This is a genomic window from Pseudomonas sp. GW-45, from assembly GCF_056896675.1.
Map to the genome: position 1 here is coordinate 3,958,946 of NZ_CM167674.1, position 15,035 is coordinate 3,973,980.

13 protein-coding genes, 1 pseudogene and 1 other annotated feature are annotated in these 15,035 nt (G+C 52.7%); of the genes and pseudogenes, 6 read left to right on the forward strand and 8 right to left on the reverse strand.

The genetic code is table 11. From position 1 onward, the window contains the following. Positions 1-445: 445 nt before the first annotated feature. The gene (locus AC1XYH_RS18670) at positions 446-1,786 is read left to right on the forward strand and encodes an APC family permease (protein WP_483326416.1); all 1,341 of its coding nucleotides are present in this window, start codon (positions 446-448) and stop codon (positions 1,784-1,786) included. 83 nt (positions 1,787-1,869) lie between these two features. Beyond that, positions 1,870-4,209 (forward strand): heavy metal translocating P-type ATPase, encoded by a 2,340-nt coding sequence (locus tag AC1XYH_RS18675; protein ID WP_483324581.1) that lies wholly within the window; start codon positions 1,870-1,872, stop codon positions 4,207-4,209. A gap of 224 nt (positions 4,210-4,433) precedes the next feature. Here the strand turns inward: AC1XYH_RS18675 and AC1XYH_RS18680 are convergent, their stop codons facing one another. Continuing rightward, positions 4,434-5,726 (reverse strand): ATP-grasp domain-containing protein, encoded by a 1,293-nt coding sequence (locus tag AC1XYH_RS18680; protein WP_483324582.1) that lies wholly within the window; start codon positions 5,724-5,726, stop codon positions 4,434-4,436. 445 nt (positions 5,727-6,171) lie between these two features. On the opposite strand from AC1XYH_RS18680, the gene AC1XYH_RS18685 reads away from it, so the two are divergent. From AC1XYH_RS18685 to AC1XYH_RS18695, 3 genes and pseudogenes are all read left to right on the forward strand, one after another. Continuing rightward, a protein-coding gene (locus AC1XYH_RS18685; RefSeq protein ID WP_483324583.1) for an IS3 family transposase occupies positions 6,172-7,400 on the forward strand; the annotation gives its coding sequence in 2 pieces (ribosomal slippage) (positions 6,172-6,460 and positions 6,460-7,400; 1,230 coding nt in all). After that, positions 6,450-6,566 (forward strand) — a sequence feature (AL1L pseudoknot). It overlaps the preceding gene by 117 nt. 128 nt (positions 7,401-7,528) lie before the next feature. After that, positions 7,529-7,693: pseudogene (locus AC1XYH_RS18690) on the forward strand (transposase); the annotation flags it as partial. A gap of 358 nt (positions 7,694-8,051) precedes the next feature. Beyond that, positions 8,052-8,573, forward strand: coding sequence for an HAD domain-containing protein (locus AC1XYH_RS18695; RefSeq protein ID WP_483324584.1), 522 nt, complete (start codon positions 8,052-8,054; stop codon positions 8,571-8,573). 351 nt (positions 8,574-8,924) lie between these two features. Here the strand turns inward: AC1XYH_RS18695 and AC1XYH_RS18700 are convergent, their stop codons facing one another. The 5 genes from AC1XYH_RS18700 to AC1XYH_RS18720 form a co-directional block, all read right to left on the reverse strand. Beyond that, positions 8,925-9,323, reverse strand: a complete 399-nt coding sequence (locus tag AC1XYH_RS18700) for a DUF6957 family protein (RefSeq protein ID WP_483324585.1) — start codon at positions 9,321-9,323, stop codon at positions 8,925-8,927. A 173-nt stretch (positions 9,324-9,496) separates the two neighbouring features. Then, a complete protein-coding gene (locus AC1XYH_RS18705) occupies positions 9,497-10,426 on the reverse strand; it encodes an HD domain-containing protein (RefSeq protein ID WP_483324586.1) in 930 nt (309 codons plus the stop codon). Continuing rightward, positions 10,419-10,670 (reverse strand): hypothetical protein, encoded by a 252-nt coding sequence (locus AC1XYH_RS18710; protein ID WP_483324587.1) that lies wholly within the window; start codon positions 10,668-10,670, stop codon positions 10,419-10,421. The genes AC1XYH_RS18705 and AC1XYH_RS18710 overlap by 8 nt, the downstream gene beginning before the upstream one ends. Beyond that, positions 10,663-11,865, reverse strand: a complete 1,203-nt coding sequence (locus AC1XYH_RS18715; RefSeq protein ID WP_483324588.1) for an Arm DNA-binding domain-containing protein — start codon at positions 11,863-11,865, stop codon at positions 10,663-10,665. The genes AC1XYH_RS18710 and AC1XYH_RS18715 overlap by 8 nt, the downstream gene beginning before the upstream one ends. Beyond that, positions 11,858-12,094: a hypothetical protein gene (locus tag AC1XYH_RS18720; protein ID WP_483324589.1), complete on the reverse strand. Its 237-nt coding sequence runs from the start codon at positions 12,092-12,094 to the stop codon at positions 11,858-11,860. The genes AC1XYH_RS18715 and AC1XYH_RS18720 overlap by 8 nt, the downstream gene beginning before the upstream one ends. A gap of 176 nt (positions 12,095-12,270) precedes the next feature. Between AC1XYH_RS18720 and AC1XYH_RS18725 the strand changes: the two genes are divergently transcribed. After that, a complete protein-coding gene (locus tag AC1XYH_RS18725; RefSeq protein ID WP_483326417.1) occupies positions 12,271-12,444 on the forward strand; it encodes a helix-turn-helix domain-containing protein in 174 nt (57 codons plus the stop codon). Positions 12,445-12,896: 452 nt separating this feature from the next. Here the strand turns inward: AC1XYH_RS18725 and AC1XYH_RS18730 are convergent, their stop codons facing one another. Together AC1XYH_RS18730 and AC1XYH_RS18735 are read right to left on the reverse strand one after the other, a co-directional pair. After that, positions 12,897-13,379 carry a Mov34/MPN/PAD-1 family protein gene (locus AC1XYH_RS18730; protein WP_483324590.1) on the reverse strand — a complete coding sequence of 161 codons (483 nt, stop codon included), beginning with the start codon at positions 13,377-13,379 and terminating at the stop codon, positions 12,897-12,899. Next, complete coding sequence (locus AC1XYH_RS18735; RefSeq protein ID WP_483324591.1) at positions 13,364-15,031, reverse strand: ThiF family adenylyltransferase; 1,668 nt, start codon at positions 15,029-15,031, stop codon at positions 13,364-13,366. Before AC1XYH_RS18735 ends, AC1XYH_RS18730 begins: the two co-directional genes overlap by 16 nt. Between the last annotated feature and the right edge of the window lie 4 nt (positions 15,032-15,035).

Consider the following 15,035-nt stretch of genomic DNA (forward strand, 5'->3'; position numbering starts at 1 on the left):
CAGTGCTCAATTAGTTCTTGAGGTGGTTCAAGTCACGCCATCATAATAACTCTTCGGAAGTGGCAATTAGCACTCCGGCACAATCACTGATCTAAGACGGGTAATGGGAAATGACGTAGATGGATCTTTCTGATTCGGAAAACTCAGATATAGCTATGATCAATTGTTAAACGGTCAATAGGTTGATATGTCACGCCTGATAAAAAGCTCGTAAGCGCTGGTATACCGGCAGCGAACTCTACTAAGAGTATTTCGTTGAAACAGAGCTGCGCGCAATGTGTCGTCTTGTGTTGACGCTATTTATGAGAGTAGTTTTACACGCATAGCAAATTCTGCTGCCGTTTACGTTAAGCTTTAGAGGTCTTATTTACAGCGCGGTGAGCACAGCTCAACCTCCACGTAGCACGCAATGGCAGCTCTTTTCGTCCGTTATATAGGAGGCGACATGCAAGATACTGATAATCGCACGCCGGAGTACCGTGAAGGTAGCTTGAGCCTGATCGGTACGGTGGCGCTCGGAACGGGAGTAATGATCGGCGCGGGTATCTTTTCGTTAACGGGACAGATGGCAGAGATGACCGGTGGGTGGTTTCCGTTAGCCTTCCTTTCTGCAGCTCTGGTGGTTGCCTTTAGCGCCTATTCTTATATAAAGATATCCAACGCTTATCCCTCTGCTGGCGGCATCGGGATGTATCTTGAGAAGGCTTACGGTAAAAGCATCACTACCGCTTTTCATGCGTTGTTGATGTATTTTTCCATGGTAATTGCGCAGAGCTTCTTGGCTCGCACCTTTGGTTCTTACACGCTACAGGTTTTCGATCTCGGGCAGGCTGAGCGATGGGTGCCACTGTTAGGGATAGGACTGTTAATTTTGGCGTTTCTGGTGAATTTGGCGAGCAATAGCCTGATTCAGGGCGTCGCATCAGTTCTTGGTTATGCAAAAATATTGGGGGTGGTAATTTTTGCACTCACCGGGTTATGGGTGGCGGACTCCTTGAGCTTGTTCGGCTCCGCCACTCAAACTGCAGGTTCGGAGATGCCCTCTGCCATTACCAGTTTTATAGGTGCTACCGCACTTGGGATTTTAGCGTTCAAGGGGTTTACTACCATCACCAACAGTGGTGCGGAAGTGAAAGATCCGCATCGCAATGTCGGGCGAGCTATCGTCATTTCCATCGCGCTATGTGTTGTGGTGTATCTTTTTGTGGGGTTCGCCGTGTCGAGCAACCTGTCTATTAGTGAAATTATCCAGAACAAGGATTACGCGCTTGCCGCCGCAGCCCGCCCAGCGTTAGGCGAGTACGCCGTCTGGTTTACAGTGGCGCTGGCTATGGCCGCGACGGCGGGTGGCGTGATCGCCAGTGTTTTCGCAGTCTCGCGCATGCTGGCGATGCTAACTGAAATGAAATTAGTACCGCACCGGCATTTTGGTATGCCCGGTAGCATCCAGAAGCACACACTGGTTTACACAATCGTTTTGGGGGTTGTACTAACAGCATTTTTCGACCTGTCGCGGATTGCCGCGCTGGGTATCATTCTCTATCTGATCATGGATATTGCCATTCACTGGGGCTTGGTCCGCCATCTGCATGAAGAAATAGACGCCTCGCGCAGCATTCCGTTGATTGCGATTGGTTTGGATATGGTGGTGCTGCTTGGTTTTATTTACGTAAAGCTGCAAAGCGACCCGTTGGTTATCTGGGTAGCTATTGTGCTGATGTCGCTCATATGGCTGGTTGAAAAGATTTTTTTGCATGTGGTTAGCAAACAAGCTGAACGGAGGTAGTTGTACAGTTGACCCCACTCTCGGATTGCTCTGCTCGGCCTTCTGGTCAGGGCGTGCTACCGGACTCGATACAGGACGCTGAAATGTCTGCTGAACATAGTTGTTGTCATCATGAAAACGCCTCTGAACCCGTTAAAGATCCGGTCTGCGGTATGACCGTAGATCCCGAGAAGACGGAGCATCACGCTGAACATGCTGACAAGACCTGGTACTTCTGCTCGGCCGGTTGCCGAGCGAAGTTTATCGCCAGTCCGCAGGATTACCTGGCGCCCAGCAAGGCTTCAACGCAAGCAGAGCAAGCGCCGCCGGGCGCTATCTACACCTGCCCTATGCATCCAGAGGTGCGCCAATCCGGGCCGGGTGATTGCCCGATTTGCGGCATGGGCCTTGAGCCGGAAGAGGTCACGGCGGACGCTGGCCCCTCTGCCGAACTGACCGATATGACGCGTCGTTTTTGGATAGGTCTGGTATTTGCCCTGCCGGTTTTTTTGATGGAAATGGGCGGTCATCTATTCGGCATACATCAGCTCATGGCGCCTCAGTTATCGAATTGGGTACAGCTGGTTCTGGCAACGCCGGTCGTGCTCTGGGCCGGTTGGCCGTTTTTTGTACGTGGCTGGCGCTCGCTGGTGTCGCGCAATCTCAATATGTTTACCCTGATTGCCATAGGCACTGGCGCCGCCTGGCTGTTCAGTGTGCTGGCGACGGTCATGCCGGATATTTTTCCGCAGGCGTTTCGTCAGGCCGATGGCGCAGTCTCGGTTTATTTTGAAGCCGCAGCGGTGGTCATTGTATTGGTGCTGCTGGGGCAAGTGCTGGAGTTGCGCGCACGGGAGAAAACCTCGGGTTCGATTCGGGCGCTGCTGGATTTATCGCCAGCAACGGCGCGCCGCCTCGACGAGCAGGGTAATGAAGAGGACGTAGCACTCGAACAGGTAGCCGTGGGTGACCGTTTGCGGGTCCGCCCCGGCGATAAGGTGCCGCTGGATGGCGAGATATTGGAAGGGCGCTCGAACGTAGACGAATCCATGGTGACTGGCGAGCCTTTAGCGGCGAGTCGCACTGTGGGTGATCAGGTCGTCGGTGGCAGCATCAACGGTCAAGGTTCGTTCGTGATGCGTGCCGACAAGATCGGCCGCGACACCATGCTCGCGCAGATCGTGCAGATGGTCTCCAGTGCGCAGCGCAGCCGCGCACCGATTCAGGGCCTGGCTGATCGGGTTGCCGGTTACTTTGTCCCGGCTGTGGTGCTGGTGGCGGTGATGGCCTTTGTTGCCTGGTCGATATGGGGGCCTGAGCCGCCTATGGCTTACGGTCTGATTGCGGCAGTCAGTGTGCTGATCATTGCGTGCCCTTGTGCCTTGGGCCTCGCCACGCCAATGTCGATTATGGTCGGCGTAGGCCGTGGTGCGCAAAACGGGGTGTTGATACGCGATGCCGAAGCGCTTGAGCGGTTGGAAAAAGTCGACACCGTGGTTATCGACAAAACCGGCACGCTTACTGAAGGCAAACCCAGCGTGGTGGCAACCCGCCCTGCAGAAGGCTTTGACGAAGCCCAGTTGCTCCAATTGGCGGCGTCGTTAGAGCGTGGCAGTGAGCATCCGTTGGCCAACGCCATAGTGGAAAAGGCCAAGTCGTTAGAGCTGCAGCTCAGCGAGGCGACCGATTTTGACTCACCTAACGGTAAAGGGGTGGTTGGCCAGGTCGACGGCCAGCAAGTCGCGCTTGGTAACCGCTTGTTGATGCAGCAACTGGAAGTCGATATTGCCGCCCATACCGAGGCTGCCGAGCAGCTACGGCATGACGGTGCCACGGTTATTTTTGCGGCGGTGGATGGGCGCATGGCCGGCCTGATCGCTATTGCAGATCCGGTCAAGGCCACCACGGCCGAGGCCATTAAGGCCTTGCAAGATGAAGGCATCGAAGTGGTGATGTTGACCGGAGACAACCACACCTCCGCACAGGCGGTCGCACGCAAACTGGGTATCGACCGAGTCGAAGCCGAGGTGCTGCCCGAGGATAAGGGCCGGGTGGTACAAGCGCTACGGGATCAGGGCAAGGTGGTGCTGATGGCCGGTGACGGCGTGAATGACGCGCCCGCGCTGGCCACCGCGGATGTAGGTATTGCCATGGGAACAGGCACCGACGTGGCGATTGAAAGCGCCGGTATCACCTTGCTGCGTGGCGACCTCATGGGCATAGTTGAAGCGCGCAAGCTCTCTCGCGCTACCATGCGCAACATCCGACAGAATCTGTTTTTCGCCTTCGTTTATAACGCGGTAGGTGTGCCCATCGCGGCAGGGATTTTATATCCCTTTATGGGGGTGTTGATGTCACCGATTATCGCCGCTGCGGCTATGTCTTTGTCGTCGGTCAGTGTGATCGGCAACGCTTTGCGGTTGCGCAGCATTAAGCTGAAATGATGTAATTTATTAAGTGTGTAGTCCGAAAAGAGGGGCTATTCAGTTCGACTGAAAAGGACCGAACTGTAATCCATTTTGAATAGCCTCTAGTTTAGTAGACACCTCCAGGTCTTATAATCAAGGCACCCATAAAGGGCTGCAAGCACTGACTGGCCACTGAGCCGTGGACGAGGTCAGATGATTCATTAGCATGACTTAGTATGCACTCAATGACAGGCAAAAAATCACACCTGAAACACGGGTGCAAAGCCACCGCCAGGCGTGCGGAAGTTAGTGGTCTGGCCCTGGTATACCCGTGCAGCGGTGAGCAAAACTTTTCCGCCGTAGGTGTAAAGGCGAATATCGACTTTCCTAGTGGTTACAGTGCCGTCAACTCTCATGGCTCGTTCCCCCGCCGGGACGAATTTCTGCGCGATATAGTCGCCTTGCAAAATGTTGTCGAAAACACGCCGGGTCAACTTGTCGCCGCGGTATACGCCCTTGCTGCCATGGCCGGCAACCGGCTTGAAGAAAAGTTCGCGCCGGGAACCCCACAGTTCCGCTGCGTCGCTTGCTGTAACCAGCCGGGTCTTGGGTACGGAGCTCTCCAGGTATCGGGCTTCAACTTCGCTGAGTCCCCAGTCGCGAAGGGTCGAGGGATCGGAGAGTAGGATAAGATTTCGTTTGTCGGCCATCAGTGCGTGCGCACGGGGGTTTGGCGTTACCACCACTGCGCCGTCGACGTACGCACGTCTGAGCGCTTCATGAGCTGGGGCGTCCAGTGCGAAATCCACTAGCCGGTTGTACACCATGTCGATGTGCTTTCCTTGTGCAATCAATGCACCATCGACATATTCAAGCTCCGATGGGTCCAATATCAGGGTATTAATTCCTCTGGCTTGAAGTTGCTGTTGGGCCAGTTCGAATTCAGGGAACATAAACTGGGTCTCCGGGGCTTCGTCCACGATGGCCATGCTTTTGGGCATCGAGTCAGCACGTTGCCTTTGCCACTCCTGTCGAAACATATCGAACACAGCATTCTCAAATCCATCCAGCGCCTGTTTGGTTGCTGCGGTCTGTTGAGATGGTTTACAGCATCGGTGTTGAGCCCGAGCTAGCAACGAGTTCAGAAATGCGCCGCCGGCATTGGTATTGATCTCGATCAGTTGAGGACCGTCTTTGCCTAAGTGAAAGTCATAGCCCATGAACGCCCCTATGGGACCTGGATCGAAGCCTGCAATTTCCGGCGCCCAGGACAGAACGCGTTCTCGATAGGAAGAAAGCTCTGCGGTTGATTCGATCGCTTCAACGATTCGTTCCATCGCTTTGATGTCGGACTGGGGGACGAAGACCGGCGTGTTTGAAAAAAGCTGATGGAATTCAGGAGTGATCGATGGCACGTATCCAGCGGCTACAAATTGATGTTCAAAGCTCTCTTTGAGGGCAACACGATCAAGGGTTACGCAATAGCACTCCCGGTTTAGACGCTCCGAGTAGCTATCAACCGATTGTTTATTTTCCTGAGTTACATCTTTCATTTTAGACTCGTGGTTGTAGTAAATTGTGCGATTCCTAGGCGCAGGAATATTGTGCTTTAAACAGGCCGCTCGTCCGGGATGGCTGTTAGCGGGACCACACTGCGCTATAGCAGAGAAATAGCCCACATTATGATGGATAGACTATTGAGATGCTTTTTTCATCCTGATTATTGTCGCCTAATAGTCGCGATCAAGTTTGTTTTTCAAGTCGCCGTTCAGGTGCTGAAAAATTGTAGGGGGTAGGTTTATGGCAACGCCTTCGAGCCAAACACTCTCACCGAAGACCATCGTCTGGATAATGATTCTCACCATTTTTCGGGCCATGTGTCTTCCTTGTATAAATGTTGGGTTGGGCGGTCTCAGGGTCTAAGTGCAACACTTAGTTAATGGTCAGATGAACCGCCCCGGGTTTCGCGGAGGCTTCAACTCCTGAGAAGATGAAGCCATGAACAAGATAAACAAGTTTTCCCCTGAAGTCCGTGAACGAGCCGTGCGGATGGTGCAAGAGCATCGCGGCGACTATCCCTCGCTGTGGTCGGCGGTCGAGTCGATTGCACCCAAGATCGGCTGCGTACCCCAAACGTTGCTGGAATGGGTCAAGCGTGCAGACGTCGATGCCGGCGTACGGCCGGGCGTCAGCACAGCCGACGCGCAACGCGTCAAAGAGCTCGAGCGCGAGGTCAAGGAGTTGCGCCGGGCCAACGAAATACTCAAGGTGGCCAGTGCGTTTTTCGCCCAGGCGGAGCTCGACCGCCGGCTGAAGTGATCTACGCTCTGGTGGATGGACACCGGGATGCTTTTGGGGTCGAGCCAATCTGCACGGTGCTGCAGATTGCCCCGTCAGCCTATCGCCGGTATGCCGCCCGCCGTCGAAATCCGGATTTGCAAAGCCACCGAGCCCGGCGCGACAGCAAGTTGATGCCAAAGATCGAAGCTGTGTGGAACGCGAACCTGCAAGTTTACGGTGCTGACAAGGTTTGGAAGCAGATGAACCGTGAAGGAGACGCCGTGGCCCGCTGCACGGTCGAGCGGTTGATGCGACGACTTGGCCTGCGCGGAGTCCGGCGTGGCAAGATCGTCCGCACCACAGTCAGCGACCACAAGGCTCCGTGCCCGCTGGACAAGGTGAACCGGCAGTTCCGAGCCGACCGACCGAATCAGTTGTGGGTGTCCGACTTCACCTATGTTTCCACTTGGCAAGGCTGGCTGTACGTGGCCTTCGTTGTGGACGTCTTTGCCCGGCGCATTGTCGGCTGGCGGGTGAGCCCATCGATGACAACCGACTTCGTGCTGGATGCGCTGGAACAGGCCTTATACGCACGTCAGCCTGAACGCGGTAGCCATCTGATCCACCATAGCGATCGCGGGTCGCAATACGTCAGTATCCGCTACAGCGAACGGTTGGCCGAGGCTGGCGTGGAGCCGTCGGTAGGCAGCAAAGGGGACAGCTACGACAATGCCTTGGCTGAGACGATTAACGGCCTGTACAAGGCCGAAGTGATCCACAGACGCTCGTGGCGCAATCGTGAGCAGGTGGAACTGGCCACGCTCCAATGGGTGCATTGGTTCAATCACCAGCGACTGCTCGAACCCATCGGATATATACCGCCCGCAGAGGCTGAGGCAAACTACTATCGGCAACTAGCCAGTCAGGCTTCCAAGGTGGCGGCTTGACTTAAACCAAACAGCCTCCGCGAAACCCGGGGCGGTTCACAGAAGGTTATTGCTCTGCGAGAGCTGAAGGTATTCAACAAGTACTTCTGCTAGAAATTTCCAGCCCAACGTTTGACGTGGCCAGGTATTCAGTATGCCGTGATCTTAATGTCGGTGAAGCGGCCGTCCGCCGCTGGTTACAGCAGTATGACGCTGAGCGGTGTGGGCAGCCTGGAATAGGTAAGCCCTTGACGCCTGAGCAACAGCGCGTTCGGCAGCTAGAGCAGGAAAGTCGTCAGATCGAGACGATCAACGCGCTTCGGCAGCTCTAGGATCTGCCTTTGCTCCGACGTCAGCGCTTTGCGTCTCTCGTGGATAATACTCAACTTTCTTTTTGTACTGGTCAATCCAGCGCGCATAGCTGTGGGCCCAATATCCAATGCGTCAAAGGCTTCGGTAACGGAGTAGCTTTAGTTTAGTACCAAATCCACCGCTTCGAGTTTGAATTTCGGGGTAAACGCTCGACGTTGATTCTAAATAGACACTCCATAGAGGCGCTACTATAGCGCCTCTATGGAGTGTCCGGATTCATTATGAATCCCCTGTTCAGGAATAAGCTTGAGACATATATCATTACGTTAATCGAGTTTGGATAGGCTGAGGGGAAACTAGATGTTGTTGTTCCTGGATTACGACGGTGTGCTCCATCCCGATGATGTTTTCCTGATGAAAGATGGGCGTGTAGAGCTGCGGGCGGACGGTAGTCTTTTCATGTGGGCGCCAATCCTAGTTGAGCTGGTTTCTGATCTGGATGTGCAGGTTGTGCTATCCACCAGCTGGGTCAGGCATCTTGGTTTCAAGCGGGCGCTTAAAGCTCTGCCAGAACCTTTGTCATCAAGAGTGGTGGGTGCTACTTGGCACTCTGCGATGAAGCTAAGTGGGCCGGGGCACATTATTTGGGACGAGCAAAGTCGCTATGAGCAAATTGAGTCCTATCTGAAGCGCTTGCCCTCCAAACAGAGCTGGATGGCAATCGATGATGACGTAGCCGGTTGGCCCGACGATAAGCGTGACCATCTGGTGCGCACAGACCCGAGCCTAGGGCTTTCCGGCGCGGGGGTGCGACGAGAGCTTGTTAAGCGTCTATCGGATGGCTTCAAAGCACGGCTGCCCGAGGCTTTGAAAACACCTTAAGGGGTGGTCAGTGGTTTGCTTTGTTAAATTCTATTGAGGTTTCTTGGTTTAACCAGCTACATCGGTTGCTCAAGGCTTTTAACTCTATGCCAGATTTCGTACAAATCTTTGAAATCGCCTGATTTACTTATTGCCAGCGGAGTAAGCCCGTTAAAGAATGAGTTGTTGTTACGCATTCTCATTAAATCATGCTGGCTTGCTGGGTTAGAGAATACTAACCGTAGCTAATTACCTTGCACTAGAGCTCGAGCCAAGTATTCGAACCTGATTACAGTTAGGATGGCGACATTGTATTGGCTGGCGCGTAGTCGGTATGGAGATTACAAAGCCCACATGATAATTTCATTAATATCAAAAGATCCTCATGATCGCATTTACAGACGTGGTTTTGCGCTTTCCTTCACCGACTAGAATGTAGGTTGTATTAGCTGTTTCAAAAATACAGGGCGGGGTGAAGTGTTTTAAAGGGGAAGTCCTTACCCAGAACCCGATGTCGAATTTATAGCTGCTGTCGTACATCACGTCTTCTGCATAAACCATAACGGGTTGGAACCCTTGCTCATTCATGGTTTTGGCTTCTGTCTCGCTTACAGCCAGGTCAGCCCAGATCCAGTTCCGGACAACTCGGAACGGCTTTTTCTTGGCCTCCGACTGGCCCAAAGCAATGGCTTCATCAAGAGTCAGGTCGCCACCTGGCATTGGTTCTCCGTCTCCGAGAAGCAGTTCAGTCATAACGTTTAGGTCTTCCATATCGTGTTCCTTGTTCATTAATCAAAGTAGGTTCACGCCTATGCTGTATATGCAAAGACCCATAAGCGTGATGTGTACTATTTGTTTGTAAGTAGAGCCTCGTGCAGAGCATTTGTCGTGAGCTTGCTCCGAGCTAACGTTTGATTCAAGGCTGGAAGGCTCACTGCCAATCCTCAAGGTGGGCTGGGTAGCCAATAGCTGCTTGCAGGACCGGAACCGTCAAACTTGGCAAAGCTGGTCCAGTCAGGTTTGCCACTGAATGTCCTTCGACGATTGTCGGCAGAGGCGCTCATCATGTCCGCTTGCTGGATGCTCATTGCAATTGGCATCAGAGGCCGGTTTTGCTTGGGGCGTATTATCCAGTCGAACATGTTGCGCAGGGCACTTGCTCCGTCAGCCCATGACTCTTCAAGGCTCCTCAGGGCGGGCACAAGTAGCTCAAATCCTAGTAGCTCATGACTAACTAGATAACCAGTTGAGGTGCGTTTCCCATCCGGTAGAAAACTACGCACTTTGCCCAGGTCATGCAGCAGCCCAGCGACGGCTGCGAGCCAACGCTCATGCTCCGGAAAACACGTGGTCATGCCATGAACTGTTTGTGCAACCTCAAGGCTGTGCTGAGCGAGTCCACCACTGGAGCAGTGGTGGTAATTGGCGCTCGCTGGGTAGGTAAAGAATGGACAGCCTATATTTGGTTGCCCAAGAACCTGGTAGACGAAGCTTTTCAGGGGCTCATAGGGGCAAGGCTGTAGCCATTGCTCCACCGCCATTACCGCTGCCTCTGAGTCAACCATGCTGATGGGTAAATGGGTCAGCGATTGGAAGGTGTCCAGTATGCTTATCTGGCTGTGGCTACCCAGCAGGTATCTACCGTGACGCTTTACGAGAAGGCTCACAGCAGTAAGGTTGCTGGTGGGCCATGCGCCAGGGTGGTCAGCTAGTTCAAGTAGTACCTCCTGGTTGCCAGAGAGGTTTTCCACGCCGAGGAAAATACCCTCGCTCAATGAGGATACTTGATAGGCGTGCTGGGGAATCAGGCAGCCAGTCAGCCAGAAGGGTTCAACAAGCTCATCAGTTATTTCGGGTGGCAAGACCTTAGTCATAACGCTGCCCCCATTGGCTAATAGTTTGATCCAGACGATCAAGCAGGTAGGGAAGCATTGCTTGACCGCACTGATCTTCCAGCTGAGGTAAGGTTTCGCAGACCCAGGTCTCCAGCGCTGCCAGATTGTCGGTTTCATGCCCGCGACCAATCAAAAAAACCAGACTATCCCCGTCAGGAATCCTGAGTGCGACTTGCATGGCGCTGGCGAGTCGCAGGCACGTCTTTTTAGAAAACTCAGGCATGGTCTTGCTCCTTGTGGGTAGCGGTTTGTTGATCGAGGGCTTGCAGTAATAGTCGCTCCATTGCTGAGCCATCGCGCCGGGTGAGGTTGGGGACATAGCGTGAATACACCCTGAAAAGCATTTCAGTGGTGGTATGGCCCATTTGCCGTGCGATCCATTCGGGTGCTTCACCTGCTGCAAGCCACAGTGTTGCTGCTGTGTGGCGTGTTTGATAAGGACGGCGTTTACGCAGGTCTAGATGACGTAGCAGCGGGTACCACACCCTGTGGGTGACATTACGATGCAATAAGGGGGACCCATTGCGACTGCAAAAAACGAAGTCGAGTGCACCGGTTGCTTTTTTCTGTTCCAAGAGGGCGTCGTAAACAGGGCCCGACATATCGATAGACCGGAAAGAGCCATCATTCTTGGTGTAGACCAGTTCTTCCCGTACTAATGATTGCCGCACCAAAATTTGCCTGCGCTCAAAGTCCACAAATTGCCACTGCAGTCCGTCAATCTCACCAGTACGCATTCCGGTAAAAAACCGCACGACGTAGTAATTTTTAAAATCGACACGCACGTTCGCGATTATTTTTTTCACTTCCTCAACCGTGAACGGCTCCACATCGGTCCGGGGCACTTTAAGCGACTTGATACCTTGGTAGGGTGGGGTAAACTCATGTCGGTCGGCTGCTTCGTTAAGGATCATTCGCAAAGGCGTCATGATGTGGTTGATTCGCTCTGCTGACAGGGGGTTGCCTTTACCGTTTCTGACTTTGGCGAGCTGGGAACGGTATGACAAAATCTCTGCCTTGGTGATGGAGCCGACCTCTTTCTCTCCAAATGCGGGTTTCAAGCGGCTACTCAGTGTGTTGGCAACTGTTTCGCTATGTGAACGTCGCCACTGAGCCTGCATTTCGCTAAACCAGGTATCAGCGAAATCGCTGAACAGCGGAGTGGTGGTTTTGCTTACTCGCGCCCTTAATGCATCAGCCTCACTGAACTTGCGTGCATTGCTGCTACCGGGGAAGTACTTGGCGTGCTCGAAGGAGCCAAGCGTTATCTCTGCCTCTATCTTTTTCAAAATGGTTTCGAGCTTTCGGCGATTGGCGGGAGTGTCATCCAGCGCGGTTTGTTCGCGACAGCGTGTGCTTTGGTAGCGGAAATCAAAGAACAGCTTTCCGGTTTGCTCTCGTGTACGAATACTAGCCATGCATCACACCTCCATTTGCCATCGGAATGCTGAAATTGGAAGCGCCCGAAGTGGCTGCCATATCTCGCTCAATCGCGTCCCATAGATATAGGATCTTCCGCCCACCAAAGGGCCGGATGTAATGAGTGCCTTCAAATAACACGGAGTCCTTGAGGCGTTCGCGGATGGTGCGGGCGTCGTATTTGATACGAGCGGCCAGTTCGTCGGTTGTTAGGTATATCTGTGACATAGCAATCATCCTCTGGTAATGTTTCTCGCTGGAGGTCATCAAGTCCCCTTAAAGGTTAATCTGATCTCCTGAAGATCATTATGCACGCAAAAAGGCCTTCTGCAAGTCTTTTTGTTCTCCTGCGGGTCAAATAGTCTTTTGGTGGAACAATGATTAAGTGTCATCTTTCGAGATTGATGGGCGAGAGGAAGCTCAAGGTGATCGACGTTTCTCGAGATACTGGTATCAACCGCGGAACGATTACGCGGCTCTATCATGAGACAGCTACACGTATAGAGCTGGATGTCATTGAAGAGCTTTGCCGGTATTTAGATTGCGAGGTCGGCGAGCTGCTTGAGCTACAGCGTTAGCTTGGCGGCGAGCGCTAGCTAAAATCAGAATCTGAGGTGCTTTTCAGCATGTTGGATAGGTAGTAACTAAATTTCCCGAACGCCTGTCTTGGCGGACGTGTTCAAGCGACAGCTATTTGAGTCGATAGCTGATCTCTCTATCGAACACAAAATGTAACCGTGGTTGAGTTTTTTCTGATGCTTCCCGTCAGCCAACTTTGGTCATTGCGACCGTCGGCTTCCGGCCCAGAGTGTGTAAAAACGTCGACCAGAAATCGAAGTGCACGCTGCTACGTGGTTTCTGAAAAAGTGCGGCTGGTCTACAGACCAAGAATTCACGTAGAAGCGCGATTTTTGGGTCAGGTTTTGACCAGGTGAGTCGTCCTGGGAGTTTTTACACAGCCTGGGCCAATAGCTGCCGGTGGCGACAACTCACTGGACTTCAAATCCTAACCACATTGGGCCCTGATTTCTTATGGCCTCTCGATGGACGTTGTGCTGCATTTGATAAGCATGTGGTTAACCGAGAGTCCCAGCCATATGGTTCCTGTCAGACCTAAAATCATGAAAACCATTGGTCTTGGCTGTCGATTGGTGATCTTTCTCCACTCATCGATATCCACGCCTGATGGAGATGGATTGATTTCTGGATGTGTGTGCCATTCGCCAAGATAGTCCATGGTCATTTCACTAATATGCCATTGCTCCAAGGCGATTTGCTGATGACGATTAGCGGCCCTGTCAAATCGGAAGCGCCGGCGTCGATCTGTCAACTGTGGAACTGTAGCCTGGACGATGTGAAGGTTTGGACCTTTCCGGTATCCCAGTAAAATGCCCCCCGCTTCGGCTTTCTCAGTTCGGTTCTGGCGATACCTTTCCATGGTCTGAAGAGGTGTGCCTTCTACAAGGATTTTGTGATGATGAGGCGCAGCTTCCCACACTATTGCGGCTCGCATGCAGGACAGCCCTTGATCTTCGAAAGATTTTGATTTCTCAAGGAGAACACTTCAGCGTTCGCTGTGGCTCGCGTTCTGAAGCATGGAGTAGGTGATCCCTGCAACCAGTCACACACCATCTCTGTCGCTAGCGCTGCAGCATGCAGAGGTGCGAACACAGCATAAGGTGTGTACGCGCGACAACCATCCGTTCTGCGAACAGACGGATTTTTTAGCAACCGGTAGCGTTCTTGCCGATGCGAATTGGTACCAGGAACAAGAAGGCAGCGATAGCACCCACCGCCATTGTTGTCAGTCCAAAGCGCTTGCACTGCCTCCCCGTTGCCACGGATCCAAACATGTAGAATAGGGATATGGCTTTTTCGTTGTAATCGGAGGCCGTTAAGCAGTTCGCTGACAGCTTCTTCACCAGTCGCGTCAATTATCAGTTCAGATCCCCATAGCCCCTGATGAGTAAACACGCTGCCCGTGACCGCCTTGAGCTTGGTGAAGGGAAACTGACGATTCAAATCTGCTGCAAGTGCAGTGGCTTTGAACTCAAAAAGGGACGGGTAGCCAAGTATATGGCGGCCTAAATTTTCTGGCCCAATTCTGTCTGGATCAATCAGTTTCAAGCCGCCCAGTTTGCCTGTGCCGGCCCCTAGGCGCAGCATTGCATGCGCAACAAACGAGCCAATGGCTCCGCAGCCCACTACTGTAACCCTTTTGTTATATAGGTCCGGGAAGTGAAGGTTTCTGCTATGAACAAATTGACTGCTGATTTGCTCGATAGATAGCCGGATGAGGGGCGTTTTTCCTCCCTTGTTATGAAGCCACTGCCTGAAACGATTGGGGCTTCGGCTGTAGCCTTTTCTTTTTAAATGGTCCAGGTTAAACCCAAAGCCGATTCGGCCGACAGGTGTCTCGATGGCAAAAGAAATATACTTGAATTTTAGGTAGTCAGGCTCAGATAGGATTTTCTGAATACTGGTGGAAAGAGTTTTATCCCACGTGCGTAACCAGGAAAACAATTCCTTAACAGTCTTTGGCAATGCTTTCGGTACTGACGGTGAGGTTTGAGTCTTCAACAGCCAGCAACGATAACTCGAAGGCTTTAGAGCCCAACCCAATGACGAGGCTAGTGTTTCCGCTTCTTCACGGTCACTTGAAATCAATACACGCTTCTTACCGGATTTTTCGATGATGAAATAGTGCGCGTATTGGTCTTTTTCGTTAGTGTGTCCCATGAGGACGTTCCACGGGGCGCTGATCTGGCCATATTCCCAATGAGCGGGAAATTCATTTTGAATGTCACTGTCTCGGTAGTGCGGTTCCGTTGCGATTCGGTCGAGTATCGCAGTCGCTTGGTTGAGGCATTGCAACACAGCGGTCGCAGGATCGTATCGATCAAGCGTTACGGAACCTGGTGCGAAGTAGCAGAGATTACCCAGCACGTCGATGTGGGGTAACAGATCGGGGAGGAAATCAGGGCGATCCAGTATACAGATCACCGGATAGCTCATGAAATCCCAATCTTCAATTGTGAACTTGACTGACACGCCACCTTTTTTACACGCCAGCTCCCCTTTAAAGGCACGCACAGGGAGCTTGGCTGCTACCGGTGCAAAGCCACGCGCTCTGAGCGCCCGTAAGGTTTCACCTAAAGCGCTCATAGGG

Coding starts and splice junctions, on each gene's coding strand:
- AC1XYH_RS18735 (WP_483324591.1), bottom strand. CDS start 15,031: ATGAGCGCTTTAGGTGAAACCTTACGGGCGCTCAGAGCGCGTGGCTTT.
- AC1XYH_RS18720 (WP_483324589.1), bottom strand. CDS start 12,094: ATGTCACAGATATACCTAACAACCGACGAACTGGCCGCTCGTATCAAA.
- AC1XYH_RS18675 (WP_483324581.1), top strand. CDS start 1,870: ATGTCTGCTGAACATAGTTGTTGTCATCATGAAAACGCCTCTGAACCC.
- AC1XYH_RS18730 (WP_483324590.1), bottom strand. CDS start 13,379: ATGCGAGCCGCAATAGTGTGGGAAGCTGCGCCTCATCATCACAAAATC.
- AC1XYH_RS18700 (WP_483324585.1), bottom strand. CDS start 9,323: ATGGAAGACCTAAACGTTATGACTGAACTGCTTCTCGGAGACGGAGAA.
- AC1XYH_RS18680 (WP_483324582.1), bottom strand. CDS start 5,726: ATGAAAGATGTAACTCAGGAAAATAAACAATCGGTTGATAGCTACTCG.
- AC1XYH_RS18670 (WP_483326416.1), top strand. CDS start 446: ATGCAAGATACTGATAATCGCACGCCGGAGTACCGTGAAGGTAGCTTG.
- AC1XYH_RS18695 (WP_483324584.1), top strand. CDS start 8,052: ATGTTGTTGTTCCTGGATTACGACGGTGTGCTCCATCCCGATGATGTT.
- AC1XYH_RS18710 (WP_483324587.1), bottom strand. CDS start 10,670: ATGCCTGAGTTTTCTAAAAAGACGTGCCTGCGACTCGCCAGCGCCATG.
- AC1XYH_RS18715 (WP_483324588.1), bottom strand. CDS start 11,865: ATGGCTAGTATTCGTACACGAGAGCAAACCGGAAAGCTGTTCTTTGAT.
- AC1XYH_RS18705 (WP_483324586.1), bottom strand. CDS start 10,426: ATGACTAAGGTCTTGCCACCCGAAATAACTGATGAGCTTGTTGAACCC.
- AC1XYH_RS18725 (WP_483326417.1), top strand. CDS start 12,271: ATGGGCGAGAGGAAGCTCAAGGTGATCGACGTTTCTCGAGATACTGGT.